At 73.8% G+C, this 26,720-nt stretch carries 22 protein-coding genes; 7 read left to right on the forward strand and 15 right to left on the reverse strand.

Going from position 1 to position 26,720, the window contains the following annotated elements; all coding sequences use genetic code 11:
• Position 1: 1 nt before the first annotated feature.
• From IE265_RS36255 to IE265_RS36270, 4 genes are all read right to left on the reverse strand, one after another.
• Positions 2 to 808 (reverse strand): biotin/lipoyl-containing protein, encoded by an 807-nt coding sequence (locus IE265_RS36255; protein WP_190040044.1) that lies wholly within the window; start codon positions 806 to 808, stop codon positions 2 to 4.
• A gap of 201 nt (positions 809 to 1,009) precedes the next feature.
• A complete protein-coding gene (locus tag IE265_RS36260; protein ID WP_190040045.1) occupies positions 1,010 to 1,225 on the reverse strand; it encodes a type A2 lantipeptide in 216 nt (71 codons plus the stop codon).
• Between the two features lie 655 nt (positions 1,226 to 1,880).
• Positions 1,881 to 2,576 carry a type 1 glutamine amidotransferase domain-containing protein gene (locus IE265_RS36265; RefSeq protein ID WP_190040046.1) on the reverse strand — a complete coding sequence of 232 codons (696 nt, stop codon included), beginning with the start codon at positions 2,574 to 2,576 and terminating at the stop codon, positions 1,881 to 1,883.
• A gap of 308 nt (positions 2,577 to 2,884) precedes the next feature.
• Positions 2,885 to 3,298: a PaaI family thioesterase gene (locus IE265_RS36270; protein ID WP_190040047.1), complete on the reverse strand. Its 414-nt coding sequence runs from the start codon at positions 3,296 to 3,298 to the stop codon at positions 2,885 to 2,887.
• Positions 3,299 to 3,483: 185 nt separating this feature from the next.
• Between IE265_RS36270 and IE265_RS36275 the strand changes: the two genes are divergently transcribed.
• The gene (locus tag IE265_RS36275) at positions 3,484 to 4,848 is read left to right on the forward strand and encodes a S1 family peptidase (protein ID WP_229916935.1); all 1,365 of its coding nucleotides are present in this window, start codon (positions 3,484 to 3,486) and stop codon (positions 4,846 to 4,848) included.
• A gap of 130 nt (positions 4,849 to 4,978) precedes the next feature.
• Here IE265_RS36275 and IE265_RS36280 read toward each other — a convergent pair whose 3' ends face one another.
• Positions 4,979 to 5,887, reverse strand: coding sequence for an NAD(P)-dependent oxidoreductase (locus IE265_RS36280; protein WP_190040048.1), 909 nt, complete (start codon positions 5,885 to 5,887; stop codon positions 4,979 to 4,981).
• Between the two features lie 83 nt (positions 5,888 to 5,970).
• On the opposite strand from IE265_RS36280, the gene IE265_RS36285 reads away from it, so the two are divergent.
• Positions 5,971 to 6,342 (forward strand): winged helix-turn-helix transcriptional regulator, encoded by a 372-nt coding sequence (locus IE265_RS36285; RefSeq protein WP_190040049.1) that lies wholly within the window; start codon positions 5,971 to 5,973, stop codon positions 6,340 to 6,342.
• Between the two features lie 213 nt (positions 6,343 to 6,555).
• Here the strand turns inward: IE265_RS36285 and IE265_RS36290 are convergent, their stop codons facing one another.
• Positions 6,556 to 8,736 (reverse strand): SpoIIE family protein phosphatase, encoded by a 2,181-nt coding sequence (locus IE265_RS36290; protein ID WP_190040061.1) that lies wholly within the window; start codon positions 8,734 to 8,736, stop codon positions 6,556 to 6,558.
• A gap of 597 nt (positions 8,737 to 9,333) precedes the next feature.
• Here IE265_RS36290 and IE265_RS36295 point away from each other — a divergent pair.
• Complete coding sequence (locus IE265_RS36295; RefSeq protein ID WP_190040050.1) at positions 9,334 to 11,796, forward strand: SpoIIE family protein phosphatase; 2,463 nt, start codon at positions 9,334 to 9,336, stop codon at positions 11,794 to 11,796.
• A 208-nt stretch (positions 11,797 to 12,004) separates the two neighbouring features.
• Positions 12,005 to 12,844: a restriction endonuclease gene (locus tag IE265_RS36300; protein ID WP_190040051.1), complete on the forward strand. Its 840-nt coding sequence runs from the start codon at positions 12,005 to 12,007 to the stop codon at positions 12,842 to 12,844.
• Between the two features lie 126 nt (positions 12,845 to 12,970).
• Here the strand turns inward: IE265_RS36300 and IE265_RS36305 are convergent, their stop codons facing one another.
• The 6 genes from IE265_RS36305 to IE265_RS36330 all read right to left on the reverse strand — a co-directional run bounded on the left by IE265_RS36305 (position 12,971) and on the right by IE265_RS36330 (position 20,210).
• Entirely contained in the window at positions 12,971 to 14,104 is a 1,134-nt protein-coding gene (locus IE265_RS36305; protein WP_190040052.1) for an XdhC family protein, read from the reverse strand.
• The gene (locus tag IE265_RS36310) at positions 14,097 to 15,266 is read right to left on the reverse strand and encodes a vWA domain-containing protein (protein WP_190040053.1); all 1,170 of its coding nucleotides are present in this window, start codon (positions 15,264 to 15,266) and stop codon (positions 14,097 to 14,099) included. The genes IE265_RS36305 and IE265_RS36310 overlap by 8 nt, the downstream gene beginning before the upstream one ends.
• Before the next feature lie 39 nt (positions 15,267 to 15,305).
• Positions 15,306 to 16,187 (reverse strand): AAA family ATPase, encoded by an 882-nt coding sequence (locus IE265_RS36315; RefSeq protein ID WP_229916936.1) that lies wholly within the window; start codon positions 16,185 to 16,187, stop codon positions 15,306 to 15,308.
• A 272-nt stretch (positions 16,188 to 16,459) separates the two neighbouring features.
• Complete coding sequence (locus IE265_RS36320; RefSeq protein ID WP_190040054.1) at positions 16,460 to 17,320, reverse strand: FAD binding domain-containing protein; 861 nt, start codon at positions 17,318 to 17,320, stop codon at positions 16,460 to 16,462.
• Positions 17,317 to 19,701, reverse strand: a complete 2,385-nt coding sequence (locus tag IE265_RS36325; RefSeq protein WP_190040055.1) for a xanthine dehydrogenase family protein molybdopterin-binding subunit — start codon at positions 19,699 to 19,701, stop codon at positions 17,317 to 17,319. The genes IE265_RS36320 and IE265_RS36325 overlap by 4 nt, the downstream gene beginning before the upstream one ends.
• A complete protein-coding gene (locus IE265_RS36330; RefSeq protein WP_190040056.1) occupies positions 19,698 to 20,210 on the reverse strand; it encodes a (2Fe-2S)-binding protein in 513 nt (170 codons plus the stop codon). The genes IE265_RS36325 and IE265_RS36330 overlap by 4 nt, the downstream gene beginning before the upstream one ends.
• 248 nt (positions 20,211 to 20,458) lie before the next feature.
• Here IE265_RS36330 and IE265_RS38870 point away from each other — a divergent pair, with 248 nt between their 5' ends.
• From IE265_RS38870 to IE265_RS36350, 3 genes are all read left to right on the forward strand, one after another.
• The gene (locus tag IE265_RS38870; RefSeq protein ID WP_229916937.1) at positions 20,459 to 22,723 is read left to right on the forward strand and encodes an elongation factor G; all 2,265 of its coding nucleotides are present in this window, start codon (positions 20,459 to 20,461) and stop codon (positions 22,721 to 22,723) included.
• An 86-nt stretch (positions 22,724 to 22,809) separates the two neighbouring features.
• On the forward strand, positions 22,810 to 24,672 hold the full coding sequence (locus IE265_RS36345; RefSeq protein WP_190040057.1) for a cellulase family glycosylhydrolase: 1,863 nt from the start codon (positions 22,810 to 22,812) through the stop codon (positions 24,670 to 24,672).
• A gap of 118 nt (positions 24,673 to 24,790) precedes the next feature.
• Positions 24,791 to 25,453: a TetR/AcrR family transcriptional regulator gene (locus IE265_RS36350; protein WP_190040058.1), complete on the forward strand. Its 663-nt coding sequence runs from the start codon at positions 24,791 to 24,793 to the stop codon at positions 25,451 to 25,453.
• Between the two features lie 203 nt (positions 25,454 to 25,656).
• Here the strand turns inward: IE265_RS36350 and IE265_RS36355 are convergent, their stop codons facing one another.
• The 3 genes from IE265_RS36355 to IE265_RS36365 all read right to left on the reverse strand — a co-directional run.
• Complete coding sequence (locus tag IE265_RS36355; protein WP_190040059.1) at positions 25,657 to 25,833, reverse strand: hypothetical protein; 177 nt, start codon at positions 25,831 to 25,833, stop codon at positions 25,657 to 25,659.
• Positions 25,834 to 25,961: 128 nt separating this feature from the next.
• Positions 25,962 to 26,312 (reverse strand): hypothetical protein, encoded by a 351-nt coding sequence (locus IE265_RS36360; protein WP_229916938.1) that lies wholly within the window; start codon positions 26,310 to 26,312, stop codon positions 25,962 to 25,964.
• Positions 26,309 to 26,720 (reverse strand): cbb3-type cytochrome c oxidase subunit I (locus tag IE265_RS36365; RefSeq protein ID WP_373303108.1); only part of this gene is annotated, 412 nt, incomplete at its 5' end. The genes IE265_RS36360 and IE265_RS36365, both read right to left, overlap by 4 nt.

Genomic DNA, 26,720 nt, shown 5'->3' on the forward strand with positions numbered 1-26,720 from the left:
GTCACGGCAGCAGCCAATCGATCGGACGCTGATCGGCCAGGCGGATCGAACCGGAGGCCGCGGTCATGGAGTCCAGCCGGAACGGGGGGCCCTCGGCGGACGACCAGGCGTAGCCGGACGGCGTTCCCGGGGACCGGTCGAGACGGACCAGTACGGCCACCGGCCTGCCCTTCTTCGTGAACTGCTCGCCCAGTTGGGCGTCACCGAGGAAACCGGCGATCTGCTGCCTGCTCTGCGCGGTCCGGTCGACGGACTTCACGTGACCGCGCAGGACGCCGAACCGCTGGGTGGGCGCCGACGGCAGGGTGAGGTCCACAGCGGCGTCCGGGGGAATGGCGGCGGCGTTCTCGGCGGGCACGTACACCGTCGCGTAGAGGGGGTCGTCGGCGTCGGCGACCTTCTCCACGGCGGCCACGTTCGCGCCGGTGCTGATGATCGCGCCGATCGTCGCGGCGAGGCCGGTCACGCGCCCGGCGGCGACGCTGCGTACGACCGTCTCGCCCTTCTGCGTGCGCACCTTGAGCACGGGGGCGTTCGCGCCGACGCGCCGGCCCTGCTCGGCGAGGACGGCGGTCACCTGGCCGGAGACGGGGCTCTGGAGGACGTAACTGCCCTGCCCGTGCGTGAGGATGGCGGGCGCGCTCACCGTGGACGCGACGGATCCCGTCACGGCCCAGACGCACGCGGCGGCCATGACGGCCACGGTGACGGACAGCACGAGCCAGCCCTGCGGGCGGGCGAAACGGACCGGGAGGTCGAGTTCTTCGGGCGACTGGAGCTTGGCGAGGGCCTGTTGACGGAACTGCACGGGTCTTCCCCCACCTGCGAGTGGCCGACGAGCGACTCTGAACGGGCCGCCGGGCAGGGCGGATCGGCCGTTGGGCCGGTACGGGCCGGGCGGCCCCGGGAGGGCATCGGGGGGCCGCCCGGCCCCGGCACGGCATCCGGGAGCCCCGGAACCGGGTGACGGTTCCGGGGCCCCTCGGCACGCCGAACGATCACGAAGTGATCAGAGACCGGCGACCAGGCCGGTGACCGGGGCGGTGTTCAGGCCGGTCGCACCCTCGACCGTGCCGACGACGGTGTCGACCAGGCCGGAGACCGGGGCGATGCCGTCCACGAGGCCGGTGACGGTGCCGACGGCGTTCAGCGCGAGGCCGCCGGAGACGTTGTCGAGGTCGGCGTCGGAGATCTCGGCGGTCTGGACCTGGGGGGTGGAGTTCATGAGGAACTTACCTTCCTATTGGTATTCACAGGGGGGAGCGGCCCCCTCTGGGGGACAGATGGCCGGCCGCTGCCGCGAGCGCCCGGAACCCGTTGCCGGGTACCGGTGGGGTGACGCCCGCGGTGCAACGGATCAAAGCACGGCCGCGCTCCGGGCTTCCAATCAACGAGCCCTTTGATCAGGGCGTTTGGTGTCCGTGCCGGTTCATACGTGCAGGCGCGCGCACGCCTCGGTGGCGACTTCTTCACATGGCTCCGAGGTGGTTCACATTCGCGCGCCGAATCCCTTCCCGGGAATCGGGCACACCTCTCCAAAGGCGCGGCACGCGCCCGTCCGCCGTGTGGATTCACCGCGTGCCGTGACGCGTGTGCGTATTCGATGTGCAGATTCCCCGAAGCCGGGATTCGGCCGCGGTTCGTCGACGTTCCGTCACCGCCCAGTGGCGGTCCGCAATCCGTTGGCCACGGGTGTCCGACTGCGGGCGGGCGATCCGTTGGCCACGGATGTCCGACTGCGGGCGGGCCACCGGGGGCACCCGCCGCCGGCCGCGCGTACCCGTCGAAGAACGGCGTCCGGCCGCGACCCTGTGGGCCGCGGCCGGACGCCGGGGAGTGCCGGGCCGCGAACGGCCGTCGGCGATGTCTCGGAGAGGGTGTCAGCCGAGCTTCTTGAGGAGCTCGGTGGCGAGCGGGGCGGAGGAGGCGGGGTTCTGGCCGGTGACGAGGTTGCGGTCGACGACCACGTACGGGGCCCACGGCTCGCCCTCCTGGAAGTCGCCGCCGATCTCCACCAGCCGGTCCTGGAGCAGCCACTTCGCCTTGCCCGCGAGGCCGGCCTGGGTCTCCTCGGTGTTGGTGAAGCCGGTCAGGCGGTAGCCCGCGAAGGCGTTGGTGCCGTCGTCCTTCGTGGCGGCCAGCAGCGCGGCCGGGCCGTGGCAGACGACGCCGAGCGGCTTGCCCGACTCCAGCGCGAGGGTGAGGAGGCGGCCCGACTCCGGGCTGACGGCGAGGTCCTCCATGGGCCCGTGGCCGCCGGGGTAGAAGACGGCCGCGTACTCGTCGAGGTCCACGTCCTCCAGCCGGACGGGGTGCTGGAGTTCGGTGAACGAGTCGAGGGCCGCGGCGACCTTGTCGGCCCCCTCCTGGCCGCCGTTCACCTCGGCGGCCAGGCTGCCCCGGTCCACGGTCGGGACGACGCCGCCGGGCGTCGCCACGACGACCTCGTGCCCGGCGGCCCTGAACGCCTCGTACGGGGCGGCCGCCTCCTCGGCCCAGAATCCGGTCGGGTGCTTCGTGCCGTCGGCGAGGGTCCAGAAGTCGGCGCCGGTCACTACAAAAAGAATCTTCGACATGCCTCGAAGGTAGGCCGGACGAACATGGAGATCCAATAGGGGATCCACTGGGTGCCATCGGATATCCGATGGCATCACGGGAATAGCCCCGAATGGCCGCCGAACGTCGGCCGGCACGCCCGCCGCGTGCCTCCGGACCGCCATTCCGCCGAGCCCCGGAATGCTGTTTGCCGGCCCTGCGGGGCCGTTCTCGGAGAACCGTCCGCGGGAATCCGTCCGCAGGGCGCCGCCCGACGGAGGGCCACCTCGGAGCACGGCCGGCCGGCCCCGGCAGGGCTGCCGGAGCCGGCGGAGCGGGCCGGGAGGTGTCAGCCGAGCAGCGCGTACACCGTGCTCGCGCGGGCCGCGATCTCCGTGGAGCCCTCCGGGGTCATCACGAGATCGGCGAACGCCGTCCGGCGGCCCAGCTTGGTCACGACCGCCTCGATCAGCACGTCCGTGCCGACGACCGCGCGCTGGAACGACGTCGACTGCTGGACCGTCGTCATCGGCCCGTAGCCTCCGCGCGCCGCGGAGACCGCGATCACCGTCGCCGTGTCCGCGGCCGCCATGAGGGCTTGGCCGGACAGCGCGCCGCCCTCCCGGGCCAGCCGGTCGGACCACGGGAGCCGGAGCACTGCCCGGCGCTCGTCCACCTCCTCGACGGACAGACCGAGGTCGAGGACCCAGGGAGCGAAGTTGTCGGTGAGGATCTTGTCCGCATCAGCGGTGGTCAGCGTCATGCGGCCATTGTTCCGCGCTGTCGCGGGCGGGGTGGACGGGACAACGGATTCACGCTTTCGCAAAGGAAGTTGGTCGGGAGCGTTGAACGCCCCACGCATCGCGTCCGTACCAACAGCCATCCAGGCGCCCGCCGTCAGCTGCCAATCGGCGGCACGGACCCCCCAGTCCCCAGGAGGTCAGGAAGTTGAGCCACAAGCGGATACCGAAGCGCAAGGCCGTCATAGCCGCGGGAAGTGTGGTGGCGCTCGGCGCGGCGGCACTCATCCTGCCGAACGCGATGGCGTCCCAGACCGACGCGACGGAAGGTGCCGCCCCCAGAACGCTGAAGGCCGCGGACGCCTCCGACCTCGCCTCGCAGCTCGCCGAGCAGCTCGGCGAAGCCTTTGCCGGTGCGTATTACGACGCCGGTAAGCAGCAGCTCATCATCAACGTGGTGGGCGACAACAACAACGTCGTCGTCCAGGCGCAGAGGGCGGGAGCGGTCGTCCGCGAGGTCGACAACAGCACCGCCGAACTCAAGTCCGCTGCACGGACGCTGAAGACCGAGGCGACCATCCCGGGCACGGCGTGGTCCGTCGACCCGAGGACGAACAAGATCCGGGTCACCGCCGACAGCACGGTCGAGGGCGCCGACTGGGACCAGTTGGAGTCGACCGTCGACGGCCTGGGCTCGGGCATGGCGACCATCACCAAGTCCGCCGGTGAGTTCAAGACGTTCGTCGAGGGCGGCGACGCCATCTTCGGCGGCGGCGCACGCTGCTCGCTCGGCTTCAACGTCGTCACCGGCGACGGCACCCCCGGCTTCCTGACCGCGGGACACTGCGGTGTCGCCACCGCCGAGTGGTCGGACGCCCAGAACGGCGCGCCCATCGGTACGGTCGAGGCGGCCACGTTCCCCGGGGACGGCGACTTCGCGCTGGTCAAGTACGACGACCCGGCGACCGAGGCGCCCAGCACGGTGGACACCGGCGGCGGCCAGACCGTGGAGATCGTGCAGGCCGCGGAGGCCGCGGTCGGCCAGGAAGTCATCCGCATGGGCAGCACCACCGGTCTGAACGACGGTCAGGTCACCGGTCTCGACGCCACCGTGAACTATCCGGAGGGCACGGTCACCGGTCTCATCCAGACGAACGTCTGCGCCGAGCCGGGCGACAGCGGAGGCTCCCTGTTCACCGCGGAGGGCAGCGCGATCGGCCTGACCTCCGGCGGCAGCGGTGACTGCACCGTCGGCGGCGAGACCTTCTTCCAGCCGGTGACCACCGCGCTGGCCGCGGTCGGCGCCCAGATCGGCGCGGGCGACGCGGGTGCCGGCGGGGAAGCCGGTGCCGGCGAGGAGGCGGGCGCGGGCGAGGAGGCAGGCGCCGGTGAGGACGCCGGCGTCGGCGAACAGGCCGGTGCGGGCGAGGAGGCCGGTGCCGGTGAGGAAGCGGGCGCCGGCGAAGAGGCAGGCGCGGGCGCCGGTGAGGAAGCCGGTGCCGGTGACCAGGCGGGCGACGAGGCCGGCGGTTACGGCGCGGGCGACGACTCGGGCCTTCAGCAGGGCCACTGATCCGGCCGTACGTCACTGACGGTCGTGGTGGAGCGGCCCGGTCCTCCGGCGGGAGGACCGGGCCGCGACGCGTGTGTGCGGGGCCAGGGGGCGGACGCGGCCGGGCGGTGCGCGTCGGCCCCGCGTCGGGTCAGCGCGGTCCGCGGATGCCGTCGATGATCCGTGTCCAGTTGTCGCCCCCGTGTCCGTCCGCGATCGCGCGCCGGTAGTGAGCACGCACGGCCAGGGGCAGCGCGGGGTCGAGGCCGATGGACCTGCTGGTCTCGACGATGTGGTCGGCCGTGGCACCCATCATGGTGACCGTACTGAGGTCGCCGGGATGCTCCCCCGCGTCCAGCGCGGCGCCGGGGTTCTCGTCGCCGGCCCTCAGGATGTCGCCGATCGAGTCGGCGGAGGCGAGCAGCTCCGGCAGCGCTTCCGCGGCCCTCGTCCCCGCGCTGCCCAGCATCGCGGTGGCGTGCATCAGCGCGGACAACGTCGTGAGGAACACCGCGAGTTGGGCCTGGTACATCAACTGCGCGAGGCCCGGGTCCTCTCCCAGGTACTTCGGCGTTCCGAGCGGCGCCAACGCCGCCAGGTGGCTGTCCAGCAGTTCGCCGCGCCCGCTGTAGTAGACATGGGCCGCCTCCGTGCCCACCATCGGCGCGGGGACCATGACGCCTCCGGTGAGGAAGCCGGCGCGGTGGCCCGCCGCCCAGTTCGCCGCCTCGCGGGTGCGGTCGGGCGTGTCGGAACTGAGGTTGACCAGCGTCCGGCCCGCGAGCGACCCGGTGGCGCCGCCGAGGACGTCGTACATCGCTTGGTAGTCGGTGAGGCTCAGGACCACGAGACCACTCGCCTCGACCGCCTCGCCGGGGGTCGCCGCGAGCGTCGCCCCGTCGGCCACGACGCCGTCGGCCCGAGCGGCGGTGCGGTTCCAGACGGTGACCGGGTGGCCGGCGCGGAGGAGGACGCGTGTCATCGCCCGGCCCATCGGACCGAGCCCGATCACGGTGACAGCGCTCTTCTGCCTGGTGGTGGGGTTCCGTTGTTCGTTCACCCCTCCATGCTCGGAGAGCGCGACTAGTCTCGGAAGTACCCACTCTTTACTGCGGTACTTACCTTTTAGTAAGGGGATCTGCGATGGCCAGGGCGCCGAGACTCGGGCCTTACATCTGTGGCATCGACGCCGCGCTCGACGTGGTGAGCGGCAAGTGGAAGGGACTGATCCTCTGGGAACTCGACGCCCATGGCGTCCGCCGCTTCGCCGAACTCCGGCGCGGACTGCCGGGAGTGAGCGAGAAGATGCTCACCCAGCACCTGCGGGAGATGGAGACGGACGGCCTCGTGCACCGCGAGGTGTATGCCGAGGTGCCCCCGCGGGTGGAGTACTCCCTGACCGAGCACGGGCGCACGCTCAACCGGGCGCTCGCGCCGCTCGGCGCCTGGGGGGTCGAGCGAATCCGCCGCGAGGGCCACGAGACGGTCGACGCGGCCGAGCCCTCGCACCTCTGAACGCCCCGGCCGCCGACCCGGTCCGGGCGCGTCCCTCCCGGAACCGCCCCGGCGCACGGACACGTCCCCGGCCGCGCGGCTCACGGACACGTTCCCCGGCCGCCCGGCGCACGGACACGTGCCCGGCCGCGCGGCTCACGGACACGTCCCCCGGCCGCCCCGCGCACGGACACGTGCCGACTCCGCCGGTCAGGTCACGGCCGAAGCCGGTCCTCAAGTCCGTCGCGCGCGCAGCAGGAGCAGGGCCACGTCGTCGCCCCGCTCCTGCGCCGTGCCGCTCAACTCCACCAACTCGTCGGCGGTCCGGTCCAGCGACAGGTCGCCGATGGCGCTGAGCCGTTCCGCGAGCCCGGCGAGCGAGTCCTCGATGTCGACACCGGGGGACTCGACCAGCCCGTCCGTGTAGAGGGCCAGCAGCGAACCCGGCGGGAACGCCACCTCGGTCGTCGGATAGACGGCGTCCGCGTCGATGCCGAGCAGCGGCCCGCCCGCCAGGTCGAGCACGCGCACGTTCCCGTCCGGCCGCCGGAGCAGGGGCGGGGGGTGCCCGGCACGGGCCATCACGGCCACGTCGTTCGCCGGGTCCAGCCGCAGGTACACACAGCTCGCGAACAGTTCGCTCCCCAGGTCGATCAGCAGCCTGTTGGTGCTGCTCATGACCTCGCCCGGGGACTGGCCGACCGTCGTGTACGCGCGCACCGCGGTGCGGATCTGCCCCATGAGCCCGGCCGCGGTGACGTTGTGCCCCTGCACGTCCCCGATCACCGCCGCCGTCATGCCCGAGGTGGGCACCAGGTCGTAGAAGTCGCCGCCGATCTCCATCCCCTGGGTGGCGGGCAGATAGCGGGCGGCCGCCTCGACACCGGGCAGCGCGGGGAGCGAGTGCGGCAGCAGCGCGGCCTGCAGCCCGTGCGCGAGCCGGTGCTTGGCGTCGTACAGCCGGGCGCGTTCGAGGGCCTGGGCGATCAGCCCGCTGAGGCTGGTCAGGACGGCGCGCTCGTCGGCGGGGAAGGTGTGGGGTTCGGCGTACGCGAGGACGCAGGTGCCCACCGGCCGCCCGGACGCGATGAGCGGCAGATACGCCCAGGCGCCCATGCCGTCGGGCGTGGCGTGCCGCATCGGGTACAGGCGCTCCAGCTGCTGGCGGGTGTCGAAGAAGGCGGGCAGCCCGCTGGTGAGCGAGTGGGCGCTGGGCGTCGGCTCGGTGAGCGGCATCCCGTCGAAGCGCTCCACGATGTGCGGGTCCGGGTAGCCGCGGTGGCCGAGGACGTGCAGCCGGCCGGCCTGCGCGGCCAGCAGCACCAGGGCCTGGCTGCCGACGGCGGGCGCGATCTCGTCCGCGACGAGCTGCACGACGTCCTCCACGCCCACCGCCTCGGTCAGCGCCCCCGCCAGGCTCAGCACCTGCGAGATGGTGACGAGCCGCGTCCCGGTCTCCGCGGGGAGCAGCCCCGAGCCGCCGGCCCGTGCGACGGCCCGGGCCCTGCTGATGCGCACGCTCAGGCCGCTCTCGCTGGGATACAGCCGGAAGGACAGCCAGTCCGAGGGCGGGCGCAGCGCGACGAACGAGGTCACCTGCTGGCTGAGGAGCGCGGCACGGTAGCGGTCCTCGTAGACCGGGTCGTTCAGCCACGGGACGCACGCCCAGAGCTGCGAGCCCAGCAGCCCGCTGACGGGCACGCCGAGGAGTGTGGCCGCGGCCGTGTTGGCGAAGCTCACCCGGCCGTGCAGGTCGAGCGCGCACAGCCCGTACGGGAGCCGGGCCACCATCCGCGCTGCCTCGACCGTGCCGAGGGTGCCCGCCACCGTGGTGACCGGCGCCGGGGCCAGCAGGTCGGGCTCGGAGTGCAGCGGCCTGCCCGACTCGACCGCCCGCTCCAGACGCAACGCGAGCCGGTCGCAGGCCGCCGTGAGGTGTTCCCGCTCCCACTCGGCCAGCTCCGGCGGATGGCTGCCGGGCCAGGTCACGAAGATCGCCCCGTACGTGGCCCTGTCGGTCGCGACCGGCAGCGCGGCCAGGGCGAACGGGTAGGGCAGGACGACGGCGATGCGCGGGAAGTGGCGGGCCATCTCCTCCTCCCCGCTCACCCAGACGAGGCGCCGGTCGCGGGCCGCCCGGGCCACCGGGATCGGCGCGCTCAGCCCCATCCGCTCCCAGGGGGCCGCGAACGCCCTCGGCAGCCCGGCCATCACCGCCATCTCCAGCACCGGTTCGTCGGGGGTCAGCAGGTACACCGCCCCCGAGTGCGCGTGCACGGCGTCCATGAGGGCGGCGAGCGTGAGGGAGAGCATCGGCCTGCCGACCGCGGGCGGGGAGGCGTCTGGCGGGTCGGCATCGGGCGGGGCGGCGTCGGGCGCGGGCCCGGACGCCTGCCAGTCGGACACGCCGGCCACCTCCTCCCACGGCGCGCGAAGGAGTCCAGGGATCAAGGCTCTCCCGCGACCGCCGTTCCCGCACGGCGAGCGGACCGGCCACGGATCGCGCGGGGTCCCGGGCCGACCCCGGTCCCGGGTGCCCGCGAGTGCCGCCTGCGTCGCGTGGCAGGGGGGCGCCCGACGCTCGCCTTGCGCTCCCGCGCACCGCGTTGGCCGGTTCCTCGCTGCGGGGTCCCGTTCGGGACCCGCCCACCTGGCTGACCCGGCGCCGGTGGCGGCCGGTCGCCGATCCCTGCCGAACGCCACCGGCGGGGCCGCCCGCGGGCCGTCGCGCAGACGGGGGCGGCCTCTCCGGCGCCGCGCCCCGCCGGCCGGGCGGCTCGTGGAGGCGCTGGTCGGCCGGTGCGCGGACCTCGTACCGCCCGCCGGTCGGCTCCCCTCGGCGGCTCCACGACGGGAGTTCCGGCGGGCCGGAGGCCGGTCCGGTCACCACCGCCACGTGATCACCGTGAGGAACGCACGGGTCACGGCACGCGGTCGCAGGGGATTTCCGGACACCCGGGCCCAAGCTCCGAACGGTCACAGGGGCTGCGCCGGAGTCCGGGACGCGCTGTAATGACGGACGTGGTCAGTGAGGGCGCTGCGGAACGCAGAACGAGAACGCTGCGTGTCGACCTTGCCCTCACGCTGGTCCAGGACGACCTCGGCTCCCCCGAACGGCTGAGAAGCGTCCTCGAACAGACGCTCGTTTTCAGTGGTGCCACGCTCGCCGCGGTGTACGCCCCGGGCGGCGGCGGCGACCAGCTCTGCCTGATCGACACCGCGGGCGTGCCGCGGGCCCTGTACGGACTGCGCGACAGCTACCCGCTCGCCGGCGGCTCGCCCACGGCGGACGCCTACCGGCTCGGGCACCCCCTGTGGCTCGGCCCCGACGAAACGGCCCCCGGGCAGGGCGCGCGCCCGGCGCCCGCGGGGGACTTCTGCCTCGGCGTCGTACCGCTGCCCCCCGACCCGCGAGGCGGCGGCTGCCTCGTCGTCGTGAGCGAGGCCGGGACCGGCTTCGACCCGGAGGACCGCGCCTGCCTGGAGACCCTCGCCAGGGCCGTCTCCTTCCCGCAGACCGCGGGCGGCGGCGAGCCGGAGGAACTGCCCAGCAGCTCGTTCAGCCTGGCCATGGACTCCGGGCACGTGGAGGCCGACAGCGAGCTGCTCCAGGCGTTCGGGCTCGGCCCCGCCGACTTCGACGGCAAGGTCGAGACCCTCCTCGGCATGACCGTGCCGGAGGACCTGCCCGCGCTGATGTCCGTGGTGGAGTCGGACCACATGTCCATCGGGGAGCGCGAGCTGGAGTTCCGCATCCTCCAGCCCTCCGGGGAGCAGAAGTGGCTCCGGCTGCGCGCCCGGCTGCTGCCCGCCGCCGACGGACGGCCGTCCCGGCTGGTGGGCACCGTCACCGACGCCTCGAAGCTGCGCTCCGGCGGCAACGAGGTGGCCCGCGTCCAGCGCCTCGCCGCCGCCCTCGCCACCGCGGGCACCGTCCGCGACGTCGGCCAGGCCGTCGTGACCGCCCTGCGCAGGCCCCTGATGGCCGACCGGATCGCCCTGGCCGAGCTGGAGGGCGACCGCCTGGTCGTCACCGTCCTCGACCCGCCCGAGCCCGAGGCCTGGCCCGAGGTGTGGCGCACCGAGTGGCGCACCGAATGGCCCGACGCGCCGGTGCGCACCATGCCGACCCTGGCCGCCGCCCTGCGCGAGGGCCGCGCGTCGGTCTGGCCCGCCGGGAGCCCGCTGGAGCCCGCGCTCGCGGACGTCGGCCCCGGCGGCCTGGCCGTGCTGCCGCTGCCCGCCGGCGGCCGGATGGCGGGCGCCTGCCTGATCGGCTGGGACACACCGCACGACTTCGGCCCCGACGAGCGCGCCCTGCTCACCGCCTCCGCCGGCCTCGCGGGCCAGGCCCTGATGCGGGCCCACGCCTTCGACGCCGAGCACGAGCTCGTCGGCATGCTCCAGCGCACCCTGCTGCCCCGCAGGCTGCCGCAGCTGCCCGGAGCGGTCGCCGTCGCCCGCTACCTGCCCACCACGGCCGGCCTGGAGGTCGGCGGCGACTGGTACGACGTGATCCCGCTGCCCGACAACCACGTCGCCCTGGTGATCGGGGACGTCCAGGGCCACAACGCGGGCGCGGCCACCCTGATGGGCCAGATGCGCACCGCGCTGCGCGCGTACGCCGTCGAGGGGCACCCGCCGGACGTCGTGGTCTCGCACGCCAACCGGCTCCTCATGGACATGGAGACCGATCTCTTCGCGACCTGCTGCTACGTCGACGTCGACATGGCGGAGGGCACGGCCTGGTGCGTACGCGCCGGACACCTGCCGCCCGTCCTGCGTCACCCGGACGGCTCAACCGAGATCATCGTCACCGAGGGCGGCCCACCGCTCGGCGTGATCACGCAGGCCGACTACCCGATGAGCCCGCTGCCGCTCCAGCCCGGCACGCTCCTGGCGCTGACCACGGACGGCCTCGTCGAGTCCGCGGAACTCGACATGGAGGACGGTCTGCGCGGACTTGCGGCACAGCTCGCCACCGCCGATCCCGCCCACCTCGGGCTCGTCGCCGACGCCCTGCTGGCCGGCGCCAACCGCAGCGACGACGTGGCCCTGCTCCTCATGCGCTACGACGGCATGGCCACGAGGCCCCTGCGGGAGAGCTGGACGGTGTGGCGCGTGCCGGAGGCCGTCCGGCACGCCCGCCGCTTCACCCGGCGCACCCTGCGCTCCTGGGGGATCAAGGAGGAGCCCGACGCCGTCCTGCTGATCGTCTCCGAACTGGTCACCAACGCCCTCGTGCACACCGACGGCAAGGTCCGCCTCGACCTCACCCTGATCGGCAACCGGCTGCGCGTGGCCGTCGCCGACGTGTCCCCGCGCACGCCCATCAAGCCCACGAGCATCGGCTGGGAGGCCACGGGCGGTCGCGGCATCCTCCTCGTCGAGGCCCTGTCCGCGTCCTGGGGAACCGTCCCGGTCAGCGGCGGCAAGCAGGTATGGGCCGAGATCCCGGTGCTCGGGCTGCCGTAGGCACGTCGAAGACTGCCCGCATGCCCCTCATACTGAGACGGCTGAGACGGCTGAGACGGCGAGTCACTCGGAGGCGTGCCGTCCTTCCGAGCCCGCGCCTGCCGTCGGGCCGGACGACGGGGTGCACGAAGGAGCACGGTAGAACGGCCGCTGCCTGGGAAGACGCGAATTGATCTTCGTTCGGCGTCCCAGGGGAGGAAACATCACCATGGCCGTTCCCGCACGTGCCCGGCGTACCGCGCGTCGATCCCGCCGGTTCGAACTCCGGGCGACGGCCCTCTACTTCGCCCTCCTCGCGGTCATCATCGCCCTGGTGGGCGCGGCCGCCCGCACCACGGCCGCGGCCGCGGCGCACCGTCCCGCCTGGGCCCTGGCGCTCGCCCTTGTGTGCGTCGGTGCCGTCATGGCCGGCTGCCGCGGGAAGCGCCGCATATCGGCGGCGGCGATCGCGCGCCGCGCGGCCGCTGCCCTGGACGAAGCCACGCAGACGGCGGTCGAAGCGCTCGACGCGGCGTCACCGGCCCCCGCAGTGGCCCTGGTCCCCGCCGGGGCCGGCGCCTGCGGCGGCGGCCTCGGCACGGATCCCACCGTCGTGCTGCCCGAGCGCGTGCCGGAGAGCGTGCCCGAGGCGCCCGCGGACACGGTGGAGATCGCCCATGAGGACCTGGACCCGGACGAGTTCGAGCAGGCGGTGGCCGAACTGTGCCGGCGCGACGGCTGCCTCGACGTGGATGTCGTGGGCGGGGCCGGGGACCTGGGCGCCGACGTCGTGGCGAGGACGCCGGACGGGCGCACGGTCGTCATCCAGTGCAAGCGGTACTGCGACGGCAACCGGGTCGGCTCCCAGGACCTGCAGCGCTTCGGTGGCACCTGCTTCACCGTCCACGGCGCCGACGTCGCCGCCGTGGTGACCACCAGCGACTTCACCGCCCCCGCGCTCGAATACGCGGAGCAGTGCGGCATCGTGTGCGTCGACGGTCGGCAACTGCGGCACTGGCACGAGGGCACGGGACCTCGGCCGTGGGAGGCGCAGCCGTCGGCGGGCTGAGGCCGACCGCGCAGACGGTGCGGGCCCAGGCGGGCGAGCTCTCGGAGCAGATCGGCGTGCGGGCCCGACAGGCACTCCTGCGTGCGTCTCCCCTCGGGTCCCACGCCCGCCCGCCTGCTCAGCGGATCACCCGTCCTGCGCGGGCCCTCCCGCGGGCCGGCGCCCCGGAGGATGGATCGCCCCGCCCGTCGCCATCAGCGGGGTGCCGCTGCCGCCCCAGCGCAGCGCGACGATCTCGGCGGCGACCGACACGGCCACCTCCTCGGGTGTCCGCGCCCCGAGGTCGAGGCCGACCGGCGAACGCAGCCTGGCCAGTTCGTCCGCGCTCAGCCCCGCGTCGAGGAGCCGTTTCATCCGGTCGTCGTGGGTCCGCCTGCTGCCCATCGCGCCGATGTACGCGGCCGGCCGGCGCAGCGCCTCCTCCAGCAGCGGCACGTCGAACTTGGGGTCGTGCGTGAGGACGCAGATCACCGTGCGCCCGTCGGTGTCCGTGGACTGCAGATAGCGGTGCGGCCACTCCACGACCACCTCGACGCCCGTCGGGAAGCGCTTGGGAGTGGCGAAGACCGGGCGCGCGTCGCACACCGTGACCCGGTAGCCCAGGAAGTCGCCGATCCGGGCCACCGCCGCCGCGTAGTCGATCGCCCCGAAGACCAGCATGCGCGGCGGGGGAGCGAAGGAGTGCAGGAACACCGTCACCGTGTCCTCGCGCCGCTCGCCGCGTGGACCGTAGTGCCGCCGGCCCGTGGCTCCCAGGGCCAGTTCGCCCCGCGCGTCGGCGGTCACGGCCACGTCCAGGCCCGTGGTGCCGAGCGTGCCGGACACCCCGTCCTCCCAGACGGCGAGGGTCGCGCCGCGCCGTGCGGGGCCGTCGACCACCGTCGCCACCGTCACCGGGCGGCCCGCGGCCACCGACTCGGCGACCGCCCCGAACGTGGGGTCGAGGGCGGGCGTCACCGGCCGTACGAGCAGGGCGATCTCCCCTCCGCAGGTCAGCCCGACCGCGAACGCGTCCTCGTCGCTGTACCCGAAGGTCTCCAGCCGCGCCTCGCCCGACTCCACGACCTCACGGGCCAGTTCGAAGACCGCCCCCTCCACGCAGCCGCCGGACACGCTGCCCACGACCTCGTCGCCGGGACCCACGGCCATGGCGGCGCCCGGGTCCCTGGGCGCGCTCCTGCTGACGGCGACGACCGTGGCCAGACCGAAGGGTGAGCCCTCCGCGTACCACCGGTCGAGCGCCGGGAGGATCTCACGCATCGTCCACTCCTCTCACCACCGCGGCCAGACGTTCCAGCGCGGCCAGGCTGTGCCCCTCGACGAACGCGTCCACGCTCGGCAGCGCCGCCGCCATCCCGGTCGCCAGCGGCGCGTAACCGGGGCGGGCCTTGCGCGGGTTGGCCCAGACGACCCGGTGAGCCAGCCGCCGCAAGCGTCGCATCTGCTCCGCGAGCAGTTCCGGATCGCCACGCTCCCAGCCGTCCGACAGCACCACCACGACCGCGCCGCGCGCCATGCCGCGAGCGCCCCAGCGGTCGAGGAACGCCCGCAGCAGCTCGCCGAGCCGGGTGCCGCCGCGCCAGTCCGGCACGGCGGCGGCGACCGCGGCCATCGCCGTGTCCGGATCGCGGTGCGTCAGTTCGCGCGTCACCCGGGTCAGCCGTGTCCCGATCGTGAACACCTCGGTACGGGCGCCGCCGCCCCGGCTCGCCGCGTGCGCGAACCGCAGCAGCGCGTCCGCGTACGCCGCCATGGAACCGCTCACGTCCACCAGCAGCACGACCCGGCGCGGCCGTTCGGTCCGGTCGCGCAGCCGCGGCGGCGCGGGCTCGCCGCCGCGCCGCAGCATCTCGCGCACGGTGCGCCGCGGGTCGACGGTCCCGCGCCGGTCAGGCCGCAGCCGAGCCGTCCTGCGCGGCTCGCCCGGCAGGGTGAACGCGGCCAGCAGGCGCCGCAGTTGGTCCCGCTCGGCCGCGTTGAGCGCGGCGACGTCGCGGTGCCGCAGCACCTCGGTCGTGGCGGCGAGGGCGGCCGTGGGCACGGCGTCCCCGTCGCCCGCCGACCTCGTACGGTCACCGGCCGCCGCGGCCCGGACCGGCACCCGGGACCGGGCTGGCGCGGCGGCACGAGCCGGCCGTCCGCCGGACACCGCGTCGCCGAAGTATGCGGCGAACACCCGGTCGTACCGCTCCACGTCGTCGGGAGCGCCGCAGAGCGTGAGGCGTCCCGACCAGTAGACGTCGGAGCGCACCGCGGGCCGCAGTACGTCGAGGGCGCCGAGGAACGCCTCGACGCGGTCGGGACCCGCCTCGACCCCGGCGGCACGCAGGGCGCGGGCGAGACCCACCAGCACGGCGGGCCCGTCCGCGGCCGTCCACTCCTCGCCGCGCGCCGGCGGGCGGACCTCCGTCCCTCCGCCCACGGGGTCCCACGACCGCCGCCACCCCTCCCGCACGCCGCCTCACACCCCGCGCGCGGCGAGCACGGCCGACAGGTCGAGTCCGCGGGCCCGTTCAAGGTCCTCGCGGTACTTCAGCACCGATCCCAGCGTCGCCACCGCCAGCTCGGCGTCCACCTCCGTGGCGCCCAGCGCGTCCAGGGCCATCGCCCAGTCGATGGTCTCCGCGACACCCGGCGGCTTCACCAGGTCCTGGGCCCGCAGCGCCTGTGCGAGCGCGGTCACCTGCTCGGCCAGCCGTTCCGTCACGTCCGGCAACCTGCCGCGCACGATGGCCAGTTCACGGGCGAACCCGGGATGGTCGAACCAGTGGTAGAGGCAGCGGCGCTTGAGCGCGTCATGCACCTCTCGGGTCCTGTTCGACGTGAGCACCACGACCGGCGGCGACTGGGCTCGCAGCGTGCCGAGTTCGGGCACCGTGACCGTGTACTCGGACAGCAGCTCCAGCAGCAGCGCCTCGAACTCGTCGTCGGCGCGGTCGATCTCGTCGACGAGCAGGACGCACGGCTCCGTCTCCAGGGCCCGCAGCAGCGGTCGTGCGACGAGGAAGCGGCGCCCGTACAGTTCGCCCTCCAGGCGCTCCGCGTCGGTGGCACCCGCCGCCTCCGCCGCCCTCAGGTGCAGCAACTGGCGAGGGAAGTCCCAGTCGTAGAGCGCCTGCGAGGCGTCGATGCCCTCGTGGCACTGGAGCCGGATCAGCGGGGCGCCGAGCAGCGCGGCGAGCGCCGACGCGAGGGAGGTCTTCCCCACACCGGCGTCGCCCTCGCAGAAGATCGGCCGGCGCAGCCTCAGCGCCAGGAAGCAGGCGACGGCCAGCCCCTCGTCGACCAGGTACCCGGTCTTCTCCAGCCCGGCCCGCACGTCGTCCGGCCCGGCCGGCCACACCGGCCCACCCCACGAGCCCCCCGGCCCGTCCGCCACCCGCCCACCGCCCCGCGCTCCGGCCGACCCGCTCCGCCCCTCGGGCCCGCCGTCCCGCGTGTCGTCGGACGGGCCGGACCGTGCCCCCGGCGTCCCGCCCGGCAGGCCGTCCCGGCCGTCCCCGGCCTCCGGCAGCGGGCCCCCGGACCCCGGTCGGCGCGCGCGCGGGTGCTCCGCCCCGTCCCGGGACGGACCACCCGCGCGCGGCTGCTCCGCGTCGTCCCGTGGGATGGGCGTCACCCCATCCCCGCGGCGGCCAGCACCGAACGCCGCGTCAGCACACGGGCCAGATGGGCCCGGTACTCCGGGGAGGCGGACGGGTCGCCGGACGGCCGGGTGCCCTCGGCCGCGGACTGGGCTGCGCGCGCCACACCGTCCGCGCCCGCGCCCGCGAGCGCCCGCTCGACCGCCGTCGCCCGCACCGGGGTCGGCCCCATGTTGGTCAGGCCGATCCGCGCCTCCGCGATGTGCCCGTCGGCGCGCCGCACCAGGGCCGCGACGCCGACCATGGCCCAGGCCTGCGCCACCCGGCTGAACTTCTCGTAGTGGAAGCCCCAGCCGTCCGCGGCGTCCGTCTTCGGCAGCCGTATCTCGACGAGCAGTTCGTCGGGCCGCAGCGAGGTCTGGAGGTAGTCGACGAAGAACTCCCTGGCCGGGATGCTCCGCCTGCCGTGCGGCCCGACCGCCACCAGTTCGGCCTCCAGCGCGAGGACCACCGCGGGCAGGTCCCCGGCGGGGTCGGCGTGCGCGAGCGAGCCGCCCAGGGTGCCCCGGTGCCGTACGGCCGGATCGGCGACCTTGGCGGTGGCCGCGGCGAGGAGCCCGGCGTGGCGGCGTACCAGCGGATCGGCGACCACGTCGTGGTGCGTGGTCAGGGCGCCGACGACCAGGGTCCCGCCCTCCTCGCGCACCCCGCGCAGACCGGGTATCCGGCCCACGTCGACGACGAGCCGGGGGAACGCGAGCCGCAGCCGCAGCAGCGGCAGCAGGCTCTGCCCGCCCGCCAGCACCTTGGCGTCCTCGCCGCCGGAGGCGAGCGCGCCCACGGCCTCCTCGACGCCGGCGGGCCTGACGTAGTCGAATGCCGGTGGAATCATGACGACGGAGCCTCCTCGCCCGTACGGGCCGACTGAAGTGCCTCCCAGACCCGCCCCGGCGAGCAGGGCATCGCCACGTCCCGGACGCCCAGTGGCCGCAGGGCGTCCACGATCGCGTTGACGACGGCGGGGGTGGAGGCGATCGTGCCGGCCTCGCCGACTCCCTTGACCCCCAACGGGTTCGAGGTGGCCGGTGTCTCGGTGCGGCCGGTCGTGAACTCGGGCAGGTCGGGCGCCGAGGGCACCAGGTAGTCGGCCAGGGAGCCGGAGACCAGGTTGCCCTCGTCGTCGTACACCGCCTCCTCGTAGAGCGCCTGCGCGATGCCCTGCGCGAGCCCGCCGTGGACCTGGCCCTCGACGATCATCGGGTTGACGACCCGGCCGACGTCGTCGACGCAGACGTACGAGCGGATCGAGGTCCGGCCGGTCTCCGTGTCGACCTCGACCGCGCACAGGTGCGTGCCGTGCGGATAGGAGAAGTTCTCCGGGTCGAGCAGGTACTCGGCGTTGATCGTCGGCTCCATGCCGTCGGGCAGGTCGTGCGAGGAGAACGTCTCGAAGGCGACCTCCTGGATGGTCCTGCGCGCCTCGGGCGAGCCCTTCACGGAGAACACCCCGTGTGTGAACTCCAGGTCCTGCTCGGCGGCTTCGAGCAGATGCGCGGCGACCTTGCGCGCCTTGCCGACGACCTTCTCCGCCGCGTGGTGGACCGCGGCGCCGCCCACGACCAGCGACCGCGAGCCGTAGGTGTCCATGCCCTGCGGCGCCGACCTGGTGTCCCCGTGCACGACCTCGATGTCCTCGAAGGGCACCCCGAGCACATCGGCGGCGATCTGGCTCCAGCACGTCTCGTGGCCCTGCCCGTGCGGGCTGGTACCGGTGACCACCTCGACCTTGCCGGTGGGCAGCATGCGGATGCCGGCCGCCTCCCAGCCGCCGGCCGCGTACCGCAGGTCCCGCAGCACCCGGCTCGGCGCCAGCCCGCACATCTCGGTGTAGATGGACACTCCGATGCCGAGCCGCACGGAGTCGCCGCTCTCGTTGCGCTTGGCCTGCTCGGCGCGCAGCTCGTCGTAGCCGAACAGCGCGAGCGCCTTGTCCGTCGCGGCCTCGTAGTTGCCGCTGTCGTAGGTGAGACCGGCGATCGACGTGTACGGGAACTCCTCGTGCCCGATCCAGTTCCGGCGCCGCAACTCCACCGGGTCCAGGCCGAGTTCGACGGCAAGTTCGTCCATGATCCGCTCAATGGCGTACGTGGCCTCGGGGCGTCCCGCGCCCCGGTACGCGTCCGTGGGCGTACGGGTCGTGAAGACGCCCGTGCAGCGGAACTCGTACGCGTCCATCTTGTAGATCGCCGGGTACATGAAGGCGCCGAGGATGGGGATGCCCGGCGTGACCAGCATCAGGTACGCGCCCATGTCGGCCAGCAGGTCGACCTTGAGGCCGAGCAGCCTGCCCTCGCGGGTGGCGGCGATCTCGATGTCCTGGATCTGCCCGCGTCCGTGGTGCGTGGCGAGGTGCCCCTCGGAGCGGGACTCGGTCCACTTGACCGGCCGCCCCAGGCGCCTGGCGACGACGAGCGCGACGACCTCCTCGCCGTACACCTGCAGTTTGGATCCGAAGCCGCCGCCCACGTCCGGGGCGACGACCCGGAGCTTGTGCTCGGGGACCCCGGTGACCATGGACAGCATCACCCGCAGGACGTGCGGCACCTGGGTCGCCGAGTACACGGTGTACTCACCGGACGCGTCGAGCGGGGTGACGACGACCGCGCGCGGCTCCATCGCGTTGGGGATCAGCCGCTGCTGGACGTAGCGGCGGGTGAGCACGACGTCGGCGCGGCCCTTGACGGTCCCGTAGTCCTCGCCGGTGGCCATCGGCCACACGTAGCTGCGGTTGGTGCCGTGCTCCTCGTGGACCAGCGGCGAGTTGTCGGTGAGCGCGTCCTCCAGGTCGAGCACCGGCGGCAGGGGCGTGTAGTCGACCTCGATCGCCTCCAGGGCGTCGGCGGCCGCGTACCGGTCGCGGGCCACGACGACCGCCACGGGGTCGCCCGCGTACCGCACCTCGTCCACGGCGACGGCCGGGTGGTCCGGCAGCACGATGTCCTCGGTCACCGGCCAGGCGCACGGCAGCGACCCGGTGCCTTCAGCGAGGTCGCGTCCGGTGAACGCGGCGACGACACCGGGCTGTTCGAGCGCCGCCGACACGTCGACGCGCTCGATGCGCGCGTGCGCCATCGGGCTGCGCAGGATGGCCAGGTGCAGCAGCCCGGTGGCACCGATGTTGTCGGTCCAGTTGGTCTGTCCGGTGACGAGCCGGGCGTCCTCCTTGCGCGGGCGGGAGCGGCCCACCTCGGACTCGGTGATGTGCTCGGTCACGGCGCCACCTCCCGTCCGGAGGACGCGGAGGCTCCGGCGCTCGACGCGGCTTCGGCGTCGGCCGCCGCGAGGACAGCGCGCACGATGTTCTGGTAGCCGGTGCAGCGGCACAGGTTGCCCTCCAGGGCGTGCCGCACGTCGTCCGCGCTCGGCTCCGGGTTCTCACCGAGCAGGTCGCGCGCGGCCATGATCATGCCGGGAGTGCAGTACCCGCACTGCAGGGCGTGCCGCTCGTGGAACGCCTTCTGGAGCGGATGCCACTCCCCGTCCTGGGCGAGTCCCTGGACCGTGGTGACCACGCTCCCGTCGCACTGGACCGCCAGGACCGAGCAGCTCTTGGCGGTCTCGCCGTCCAGATCGACCGTGCAGGCACCGCAGTTGGAGGTGTCGCAGCCGATCGGGGTGCCGGTCAGACCGAGCCGGTCACGCAGATAGTGGATCAGCAGAAGACGGGGTTCGACCTCGTCCTCGTACGTCGTGCCGTCCACCTTCACCGAGATACGGGTCATGTGCCCTCCCAGGCAACCGTGCGTGGGAATCCAGCCACCGGACGTGATGGGCGTCACTCTAGGACCGAGTCCCGGGAGGGGCGAGTGTCGCGGCAGGCATTTGTTGAGCGTTAATCCGTTGCGGTCGCGAGCCGCCTGCTGGTGCACTTCGGGTGACCAGTCACCGGAGGCACAAGGAGCAGCAATGCGCGCACCGTTCATGTCCGCCCAGGAAGGAATCCCCCTCGCCACAAAGGACATGACACGCGGTGCACTCGCTGAACCTGGGAATCCTGGCGCACGTAGACGCCGGTAAGACGAGCCTGACCGAGCGGCTGCTGCACGCCGCCGGGGTCATCGACGAGATCGGCAGCGTCGACGACGGCAGCACACAGACCGACACCCTCGCGCTGGAGCGCCGGCGCGGCATCACCATCAAGTCCGCCGTCGTCTCCTTCGAGGTCGACGACGTCGCGGTCAATCTGATCGACACCCCCGGCCACCCGGACTTCATCGCCGAGGTGGAACGGGTGCTCGGCGTGCTCGACGGCGCGGTCCTCGTGATCTCCGCCGTGGAGGGCGTGCAGGCGCAGACGCGTGTCCTGATGCGGACCCTGCGGCGGCTGCGCATCCCGACGCTGATCTTCGTGAACAAGATCGACCGCCGGGGCGCCGACGTCGGACGGGTGCTGCGCGGCACAGCGGCCCGGCTGACACCGGCGATCGTGCCCATGGCCCGTGTCGACAGGCCGGGCACCCGGGCCGCCCGCGCGGTCGCCCACACCGGCCCCACCCCCGCCATGCTGGACGTCCTGTCGACGAACGACGACGCCCTGCTCGCCTCGTACGTCGAGGACCGGGTCTCCTTCGAACGGGTCCGCGCCGCGCTCGCCGAGCAGACCGGGCGCGCCCTGGTCCACCCGGTGTTCCCCGGTTCGGCCGCGACGGGCGCGGGCGTGGACGCGCTGGTCGCGGGGATCACGGAACTGCTCCCCGCGGCACGGGGCCGGGCCGACGGCCCGGTGTCCGGGACCGTCTTCAAGGTCGAGCGCGGCCCGGCGGGCGAGAAGATCGCGTACGCCCGGATGTTCTCGGGCACCGTGCGCACCCGGGACCGGGTGCCCTTCGGCGACGGACGCCCCGGCCCGGGCGGAACCGGGCTCCCGGGCGAGTCGGTCGGTGACCCGGACGGCGACGGTCCGGACGGCCAGGGTTCGGACGACCAGGGTCCGGACGACCACGGTCCGGGCCACCACGGTCCGGACGGCGACGGCGACGGCGACGCGGGGGCGCGGGACGCACAAGGCGTACAAGACGCCGGCGGCGCCCACGGCGGACAAGGCGCACGGGAGGCGCTGGACGGGTCCCGGGGTTCCGGTGGTGGTCCGGGCGGCGGCGCGGGCGGTCGGGCAGGGGTCGCCCGCGAGGGCAAGGTCACCGCCATCAGCGTCTTCCAGCGGGGCGCGGCCGTCGGGCAGGCGTCCGTGAGCGCGGGCCGCATCGGCAAGCTGTGGGGCCTCACGGATGTCAGGATCGGCGACACCATCGGCGTGCCGCGCGGCGCGGACGGGCCGCGGAGCCACTTCGCGCCGCCGACGCTGGAGAGCGTCGTGCGCCCGCTCCGGCCCGAGGACGCGGGCGCGCTGTTCCTGGCCCTGACCCGGATCGCCGAGCAGGACCCGCTGATCGGGCTGCGCCGGGACGAGGAGCGCCAGGAGATCTCCGTCTCCCTCTACGGAGAGGTCCAGAAGGAGGTCGTCGGGGCGACGCTCGCGGAGGAGTTCGGCCTCGACGTCGAGTTCCGCGGCACGACGACGATCTGCGCCGAGCGCCCCGTCGGGAGCGGCGCGGCCGTCGAGTTCAACGGCAAGGAGCCCAACCCGTTCCTCGCGACGGTCGGGCTGCGCGTCGATCCGGCACCGGCGGGTTCCGGCGTGGGGTTCGCGCTGGAGGTCGAACTCGGCTCCATGCCCTACGCGTTCTTCAGGGCGGTCGAGGACTCGGTGCGCGAGACCCTCGGCCAGGGACTGCACGGCTGGCGGGTCACCGACTGCGCGGTCACGATGACGCACTCGGGGTACTCGCCCCGACAGAGCCACGCCCACCAGGGGTTCGACAAGAGCATGTCGAGCACGGGGGCGGACTTCCGCGGTCTCACCCCGCTCGTCCTGATGGCCGCGCTGCGGCGGGCCGGCACCCGGGTGTACGAGCCGATCCACCGCTTCGGGATCGAGGCGCCCTCGGACACCCTCGGCGCGCTCCTGCCGGTGCTCGCCGCGCTGCGTGCCGTACCCCGCACCACGACGACGCGGGGCGGCGTCTGCGTCGTCGACGGGACGGTCCCGGCGGCGACGGTGCACGGCCTGGAGCAGCGGCTGCCCGGCCTGACCCGCGGCGAGGGCGACCTGGAGTCCGCTTTCGACCACTACGCGCCCGTCGCGCGCGGTGCGGTCCCGGAGCGGTCCCGCACCGGGCACAACCCGCTCGACCGGAAGGAGTACCTCCTCGACGTGACGCGCAGGACCGGCGGCTGAGCCGTCGGACTCCCGCGCGGGAAAGGTGACTTACTCTCAAGTCAGGACTATTGACGGGCCGCGGGCGCGGCGTGACTGTTGTGTACATGTCGAAGTTGCGTGCGCATCTGCTCGGCGTCCTGGTCCTGATCACCGGCCTCCTGACGACCACCGGAGCCCCGCCCGCCGCCGCCCTCCCCGACGAGCTGTGGTTCGACCCGTCCGCCGCGGCGACCCTGACCGTCCGCGACGGACGCTTCACCGACGGACTCGGCCGCGAGGTCGTGCTGCGGGGCTACAACGTCTCCGGAGAGGCGAAGCTCGACGAGAACCACGGCCTGCCGTTCGCGTCGGTCGCCGACGCCAGGAAGTCCGCGACCGCGCTGCGGGCCCTCGGCGGCGGCAACACGGTGCGCTTCCTGCTCTCCTGGGCGTACGCCGAACCCGTACGCGGGCAGGTCGACACCGCGTACCTCGCCGCCGCCACCGAGCAGATGGGCGCCTTCCTGGACGCCGGGGTCCGGGTGTACCCGGACTTCCACCAGGACCTCCACTCGCGCCACCTCTTCGACCCGGACAGCTGGTACACCGGAGACGGCGCGCCCCTGTGGGCCGTCTCCGCCGGGGACTACCCGGACGAGTTCTGCGGCATCTGCCCGTTCTGGGGCCAGAACATCACGTCGAACGCGGCCGTCACACGGGCGGCGCACGACTTCTGGCACAACCGGTACGGACTCCAGGACGCATTCCTCGCCACCGCGGAGGCCGTCATGGAGTACATCGGCGGGCACCTCACCGAGGCCCAGTTCGCGGGCGTCGTCGGCTTCGACCCGTACAACGAACCGCACGCGGGCACCTACGACGCGGGCCAGACCAGCCGTGCCTGGGAGAAGGACGTCCTGTGGCCGTTCCACGAGCGGTTCCGGGCCCGGATGGACGCGGCGGGCTGGCAGGCCAAGCCCGCCTTCGTGGAGCCGAACCTCTTCTGGAACGCCAACCTCGACTTCCAGAGGCAGGAGGGCGGGCTCCTCGACGCCGGGACGCTCGGCCCGCGGTACGTGTTCAACACGCACTTCTACGACCAGAAGGCCATATCCGGCATCTTCATGTGGGGCAAGGCGGGCGACGGGCAGTACGCCACCGACTTCGCGACCGTGCGCGACCGGGCCGCCGCGACCGGTACGGCGGCGGTCGTCAGCGAGTTCGGCCACCCTCTCTCCGGCACCGTCTCCGACAAGGCTCCGACCGTCCTCAAGGCGATGTACCAGGCGCTCGACTCCCGGGTGCCGGGCGCCGGCTGGTGGTCCGGGCCCGCCCGGTCGGGCTCCGTGCTGTCCGGCACCCAGTGGCAGTGGGACATCTACAGCGGACGCCACCACGAGCTGATGAACGGCAACCCCGGCAAGGTGCTCACCACCGGTGACGCCTGGAACGACGAGGACCTGTCCGCGGTCCGCCTCGACGACTCGGGCACGGCCGTGCTGCGCCAGGACGCCCGGCTCCTGGACCGGATCTACCCCAGCGCCACGGCGGGACGCGCGGTCGCCTTCACGTACGAGGACCGCTCGCGGGACGGCTCCACGACGCTGACCTGGAACCGCGTCCCGAGCACGCTCCCGCGCACGGCCGAACTGGTGGGCTCCGGGCAGTACGGGCTCCTGCTGTGGCGTTCGGACGGCAGCGCCGAGCCGACCGAGCTGCATCTGCCCGCGTCGTTCCCGACGGCCGCTACGACCGTGGTGTCCGACCTCGGCGTGACGGCGACCCCGCCCGCGTACACCAGGAGCACCCCCGTCGCGGTCGCCCGCGAGCCCGGCGGCACCGGCAGCCGCAGGCTGCTGCTGACCGCCTCCGACACGGGCACCCTGCACTACGCGCTGGTCACCAACGGTGCGTCGGCCCCGTCCGCGGCCCTGCTCGCGGCGGCGCGGACGGAACTGGCGAACTGGGCCGCGGCGGCGGTCGGTTAGCCCGCGACCCCGCCGCGCGCGGGTCCGGAGGGCTTACTTCTGAGTAAGGAGGCGGAGGCGCCCACCACGGCACCCCGGACACGACAGGATTGGCCGTCGGACCGACGAGGGAGGCTCAGTGGCGGGCAGGCTCAGGGCGCCGACCGGCCGGTACGGGGGCAGGACGGCCGAGGAGCGCAAGACCGAGCGCCGTGAGCGGTTCCTCGACGCGGGCCTGCGGATGTTCGGAGAGGCTCCCGGGTACCACGGCACCACGGTCGCGCGGCTGAGCGAGACGGCCGGTCTGTCCACCCGGCAGTTCTACGAGGAGTTCCACAGCCTGGAGGACGTGCTGGCCGCCCTGCACCTCCGGATCAACGACCGGGCCGAGGAGGCCGCCCTGTCCGGTCTCGCCGCGACGGAGGGCCGGCCGGTCGCCGAACGCGTCACGGCCGCCTTCCGCGCCTACGCCGCCGACGTCACCGCCGACCCGCGCCGTATGCGGGTGACCTTCGTCGAGATCGTCGGCGTCAGTCCCCGCCTGGAGCGGCAGCGGCTGACCCGGCGGGCGCGCTGGGTCGCGTTCATCCGGGCCGAGGCCGATGCGGCGGTGCAGCGCGGAGAGGCGGCGCCCCGGGACTACCGGGTCGCCGCGGCGGCCTTCATCGGCAGCGTGAACGGACTGCTGTACGACTGGAACGCCGGGTGGGTCGAGGCCGGCCTCGACGAGGTCGTGGAAGAACTGGTCGGGCTGCTGCTCGGAATCCTGCGCCCCGCGGGCTGGTGCCCGGACGAGCACTGATCCCCGGGCGGCTGCCCCTGGGCGCGACGGCCGCGGGAGCCGACCCGTGCGGGGTCCGACGGCCGCGCGAGCCGGCCCGGCGGGGAGTCGTCGGCCGCGCCGCCCACCACGGCTCGGCGAGCGACCGCCGCCCGAGCCGCCCCGGACGGCATCGTCCGCGGGACCCGGGTCCCGCGGACGGACGTGTGCTCCCGGGCGGGAGGTCAGCCGACGTTGCGCGTGAGCCACTCGTCGGAGTCGTACGTGTCCTTCGCCGGGTCCGGATCCGTGGCGGGGACCTCCTGGACCGTGTCCTCCGGGCGTATCCGCTCCGGCAGGCTGCCGAACCTCGCCTGCCGCGCCGCCGCGGCCGTGTCCTGGTCCTCTTCGGAATTCGCCATGGGTCCTGCCCTTCTCCGTCGACTCCGTGCGCTCAACGATCAACTGTACGTCGGCGGAGGAGTGACCCGGCGGGCCGTCCCGGAGCACCCGCGGGAAGCGCCCCGCCCCGGCCGGTCTCCCGGAGACGTCAGGCCAGGGAGAGGAGCAGCGCGGCGGCGCACAGCAGGGCGGCGGCAGCGGACAGCCACACCGCGAGCAGCCGCCGGCGCAGCACGCGGTACGCCTCCTCGTACTCGCCCCGGAGGCGGGCGGCGCGGTGCGCGGTCTGCCGCCAGGAGCGCCGGGCGAGCGCCATGTACTCCTCGGCGAAGCGCTCCTCGACCTCGGCCCGCCGGGAGTCGGTGAGCCAGTCGAACCGGCCGGCGAACCGGCCCGCCTCGGCCCGCCCCTCGCCGAGGGCGGCCGCGATCAGCAGATGGCCCTCCAGTTCGTTGATCAGGGCCGCCGCCCCGTCCTGCGGGCCGTCCGGCGCCGTCACCGGAGGGCCCCCTGCCCCGCCCCGGCCGGGACCTGCCGCTCCTCAGGGGCACCGAACCCGGGGTGGTGCAGGTCGAAGGCCGGGGATTCGGAACGGATCCTCGGCAGCGTGAGGAAGTTGTGCCGCGGCGGCGGGCAGGACGTGGCCCACTCCAGTGAGCGGCCGTAGCCCCACGGGTCGTCGACCTCGACCTTCCTGCCGTACTTGGCCGTCTTCCACACGTTGTAGAAGAAGGGCAGCAGGGACAGGCCGAGCACGAAGGAGAAGACCGTGGAGACACTGTTGAGGAGCGTCAGGCCCTCCACGGCCAGGTAGTCGGGTATGCGGCGCTGCATCCCGTTGGTGCCCAGCCAGTGCTGGACGAGGAAGGTGCCGTGGAAGCCGATGAACAGCGTCCAGAAGGTGATC

Origin of the sequence: Streptomyces fructofermentans, assembly GCF_014651055.1 — a bacterium.
Taxonomy (GTDB): Bacteria; Actinomycetota; Actinomycetes; order Streptomycetales; family Streptomycetaceae; genus Streptomyces; species Streptomyces fructofermentans.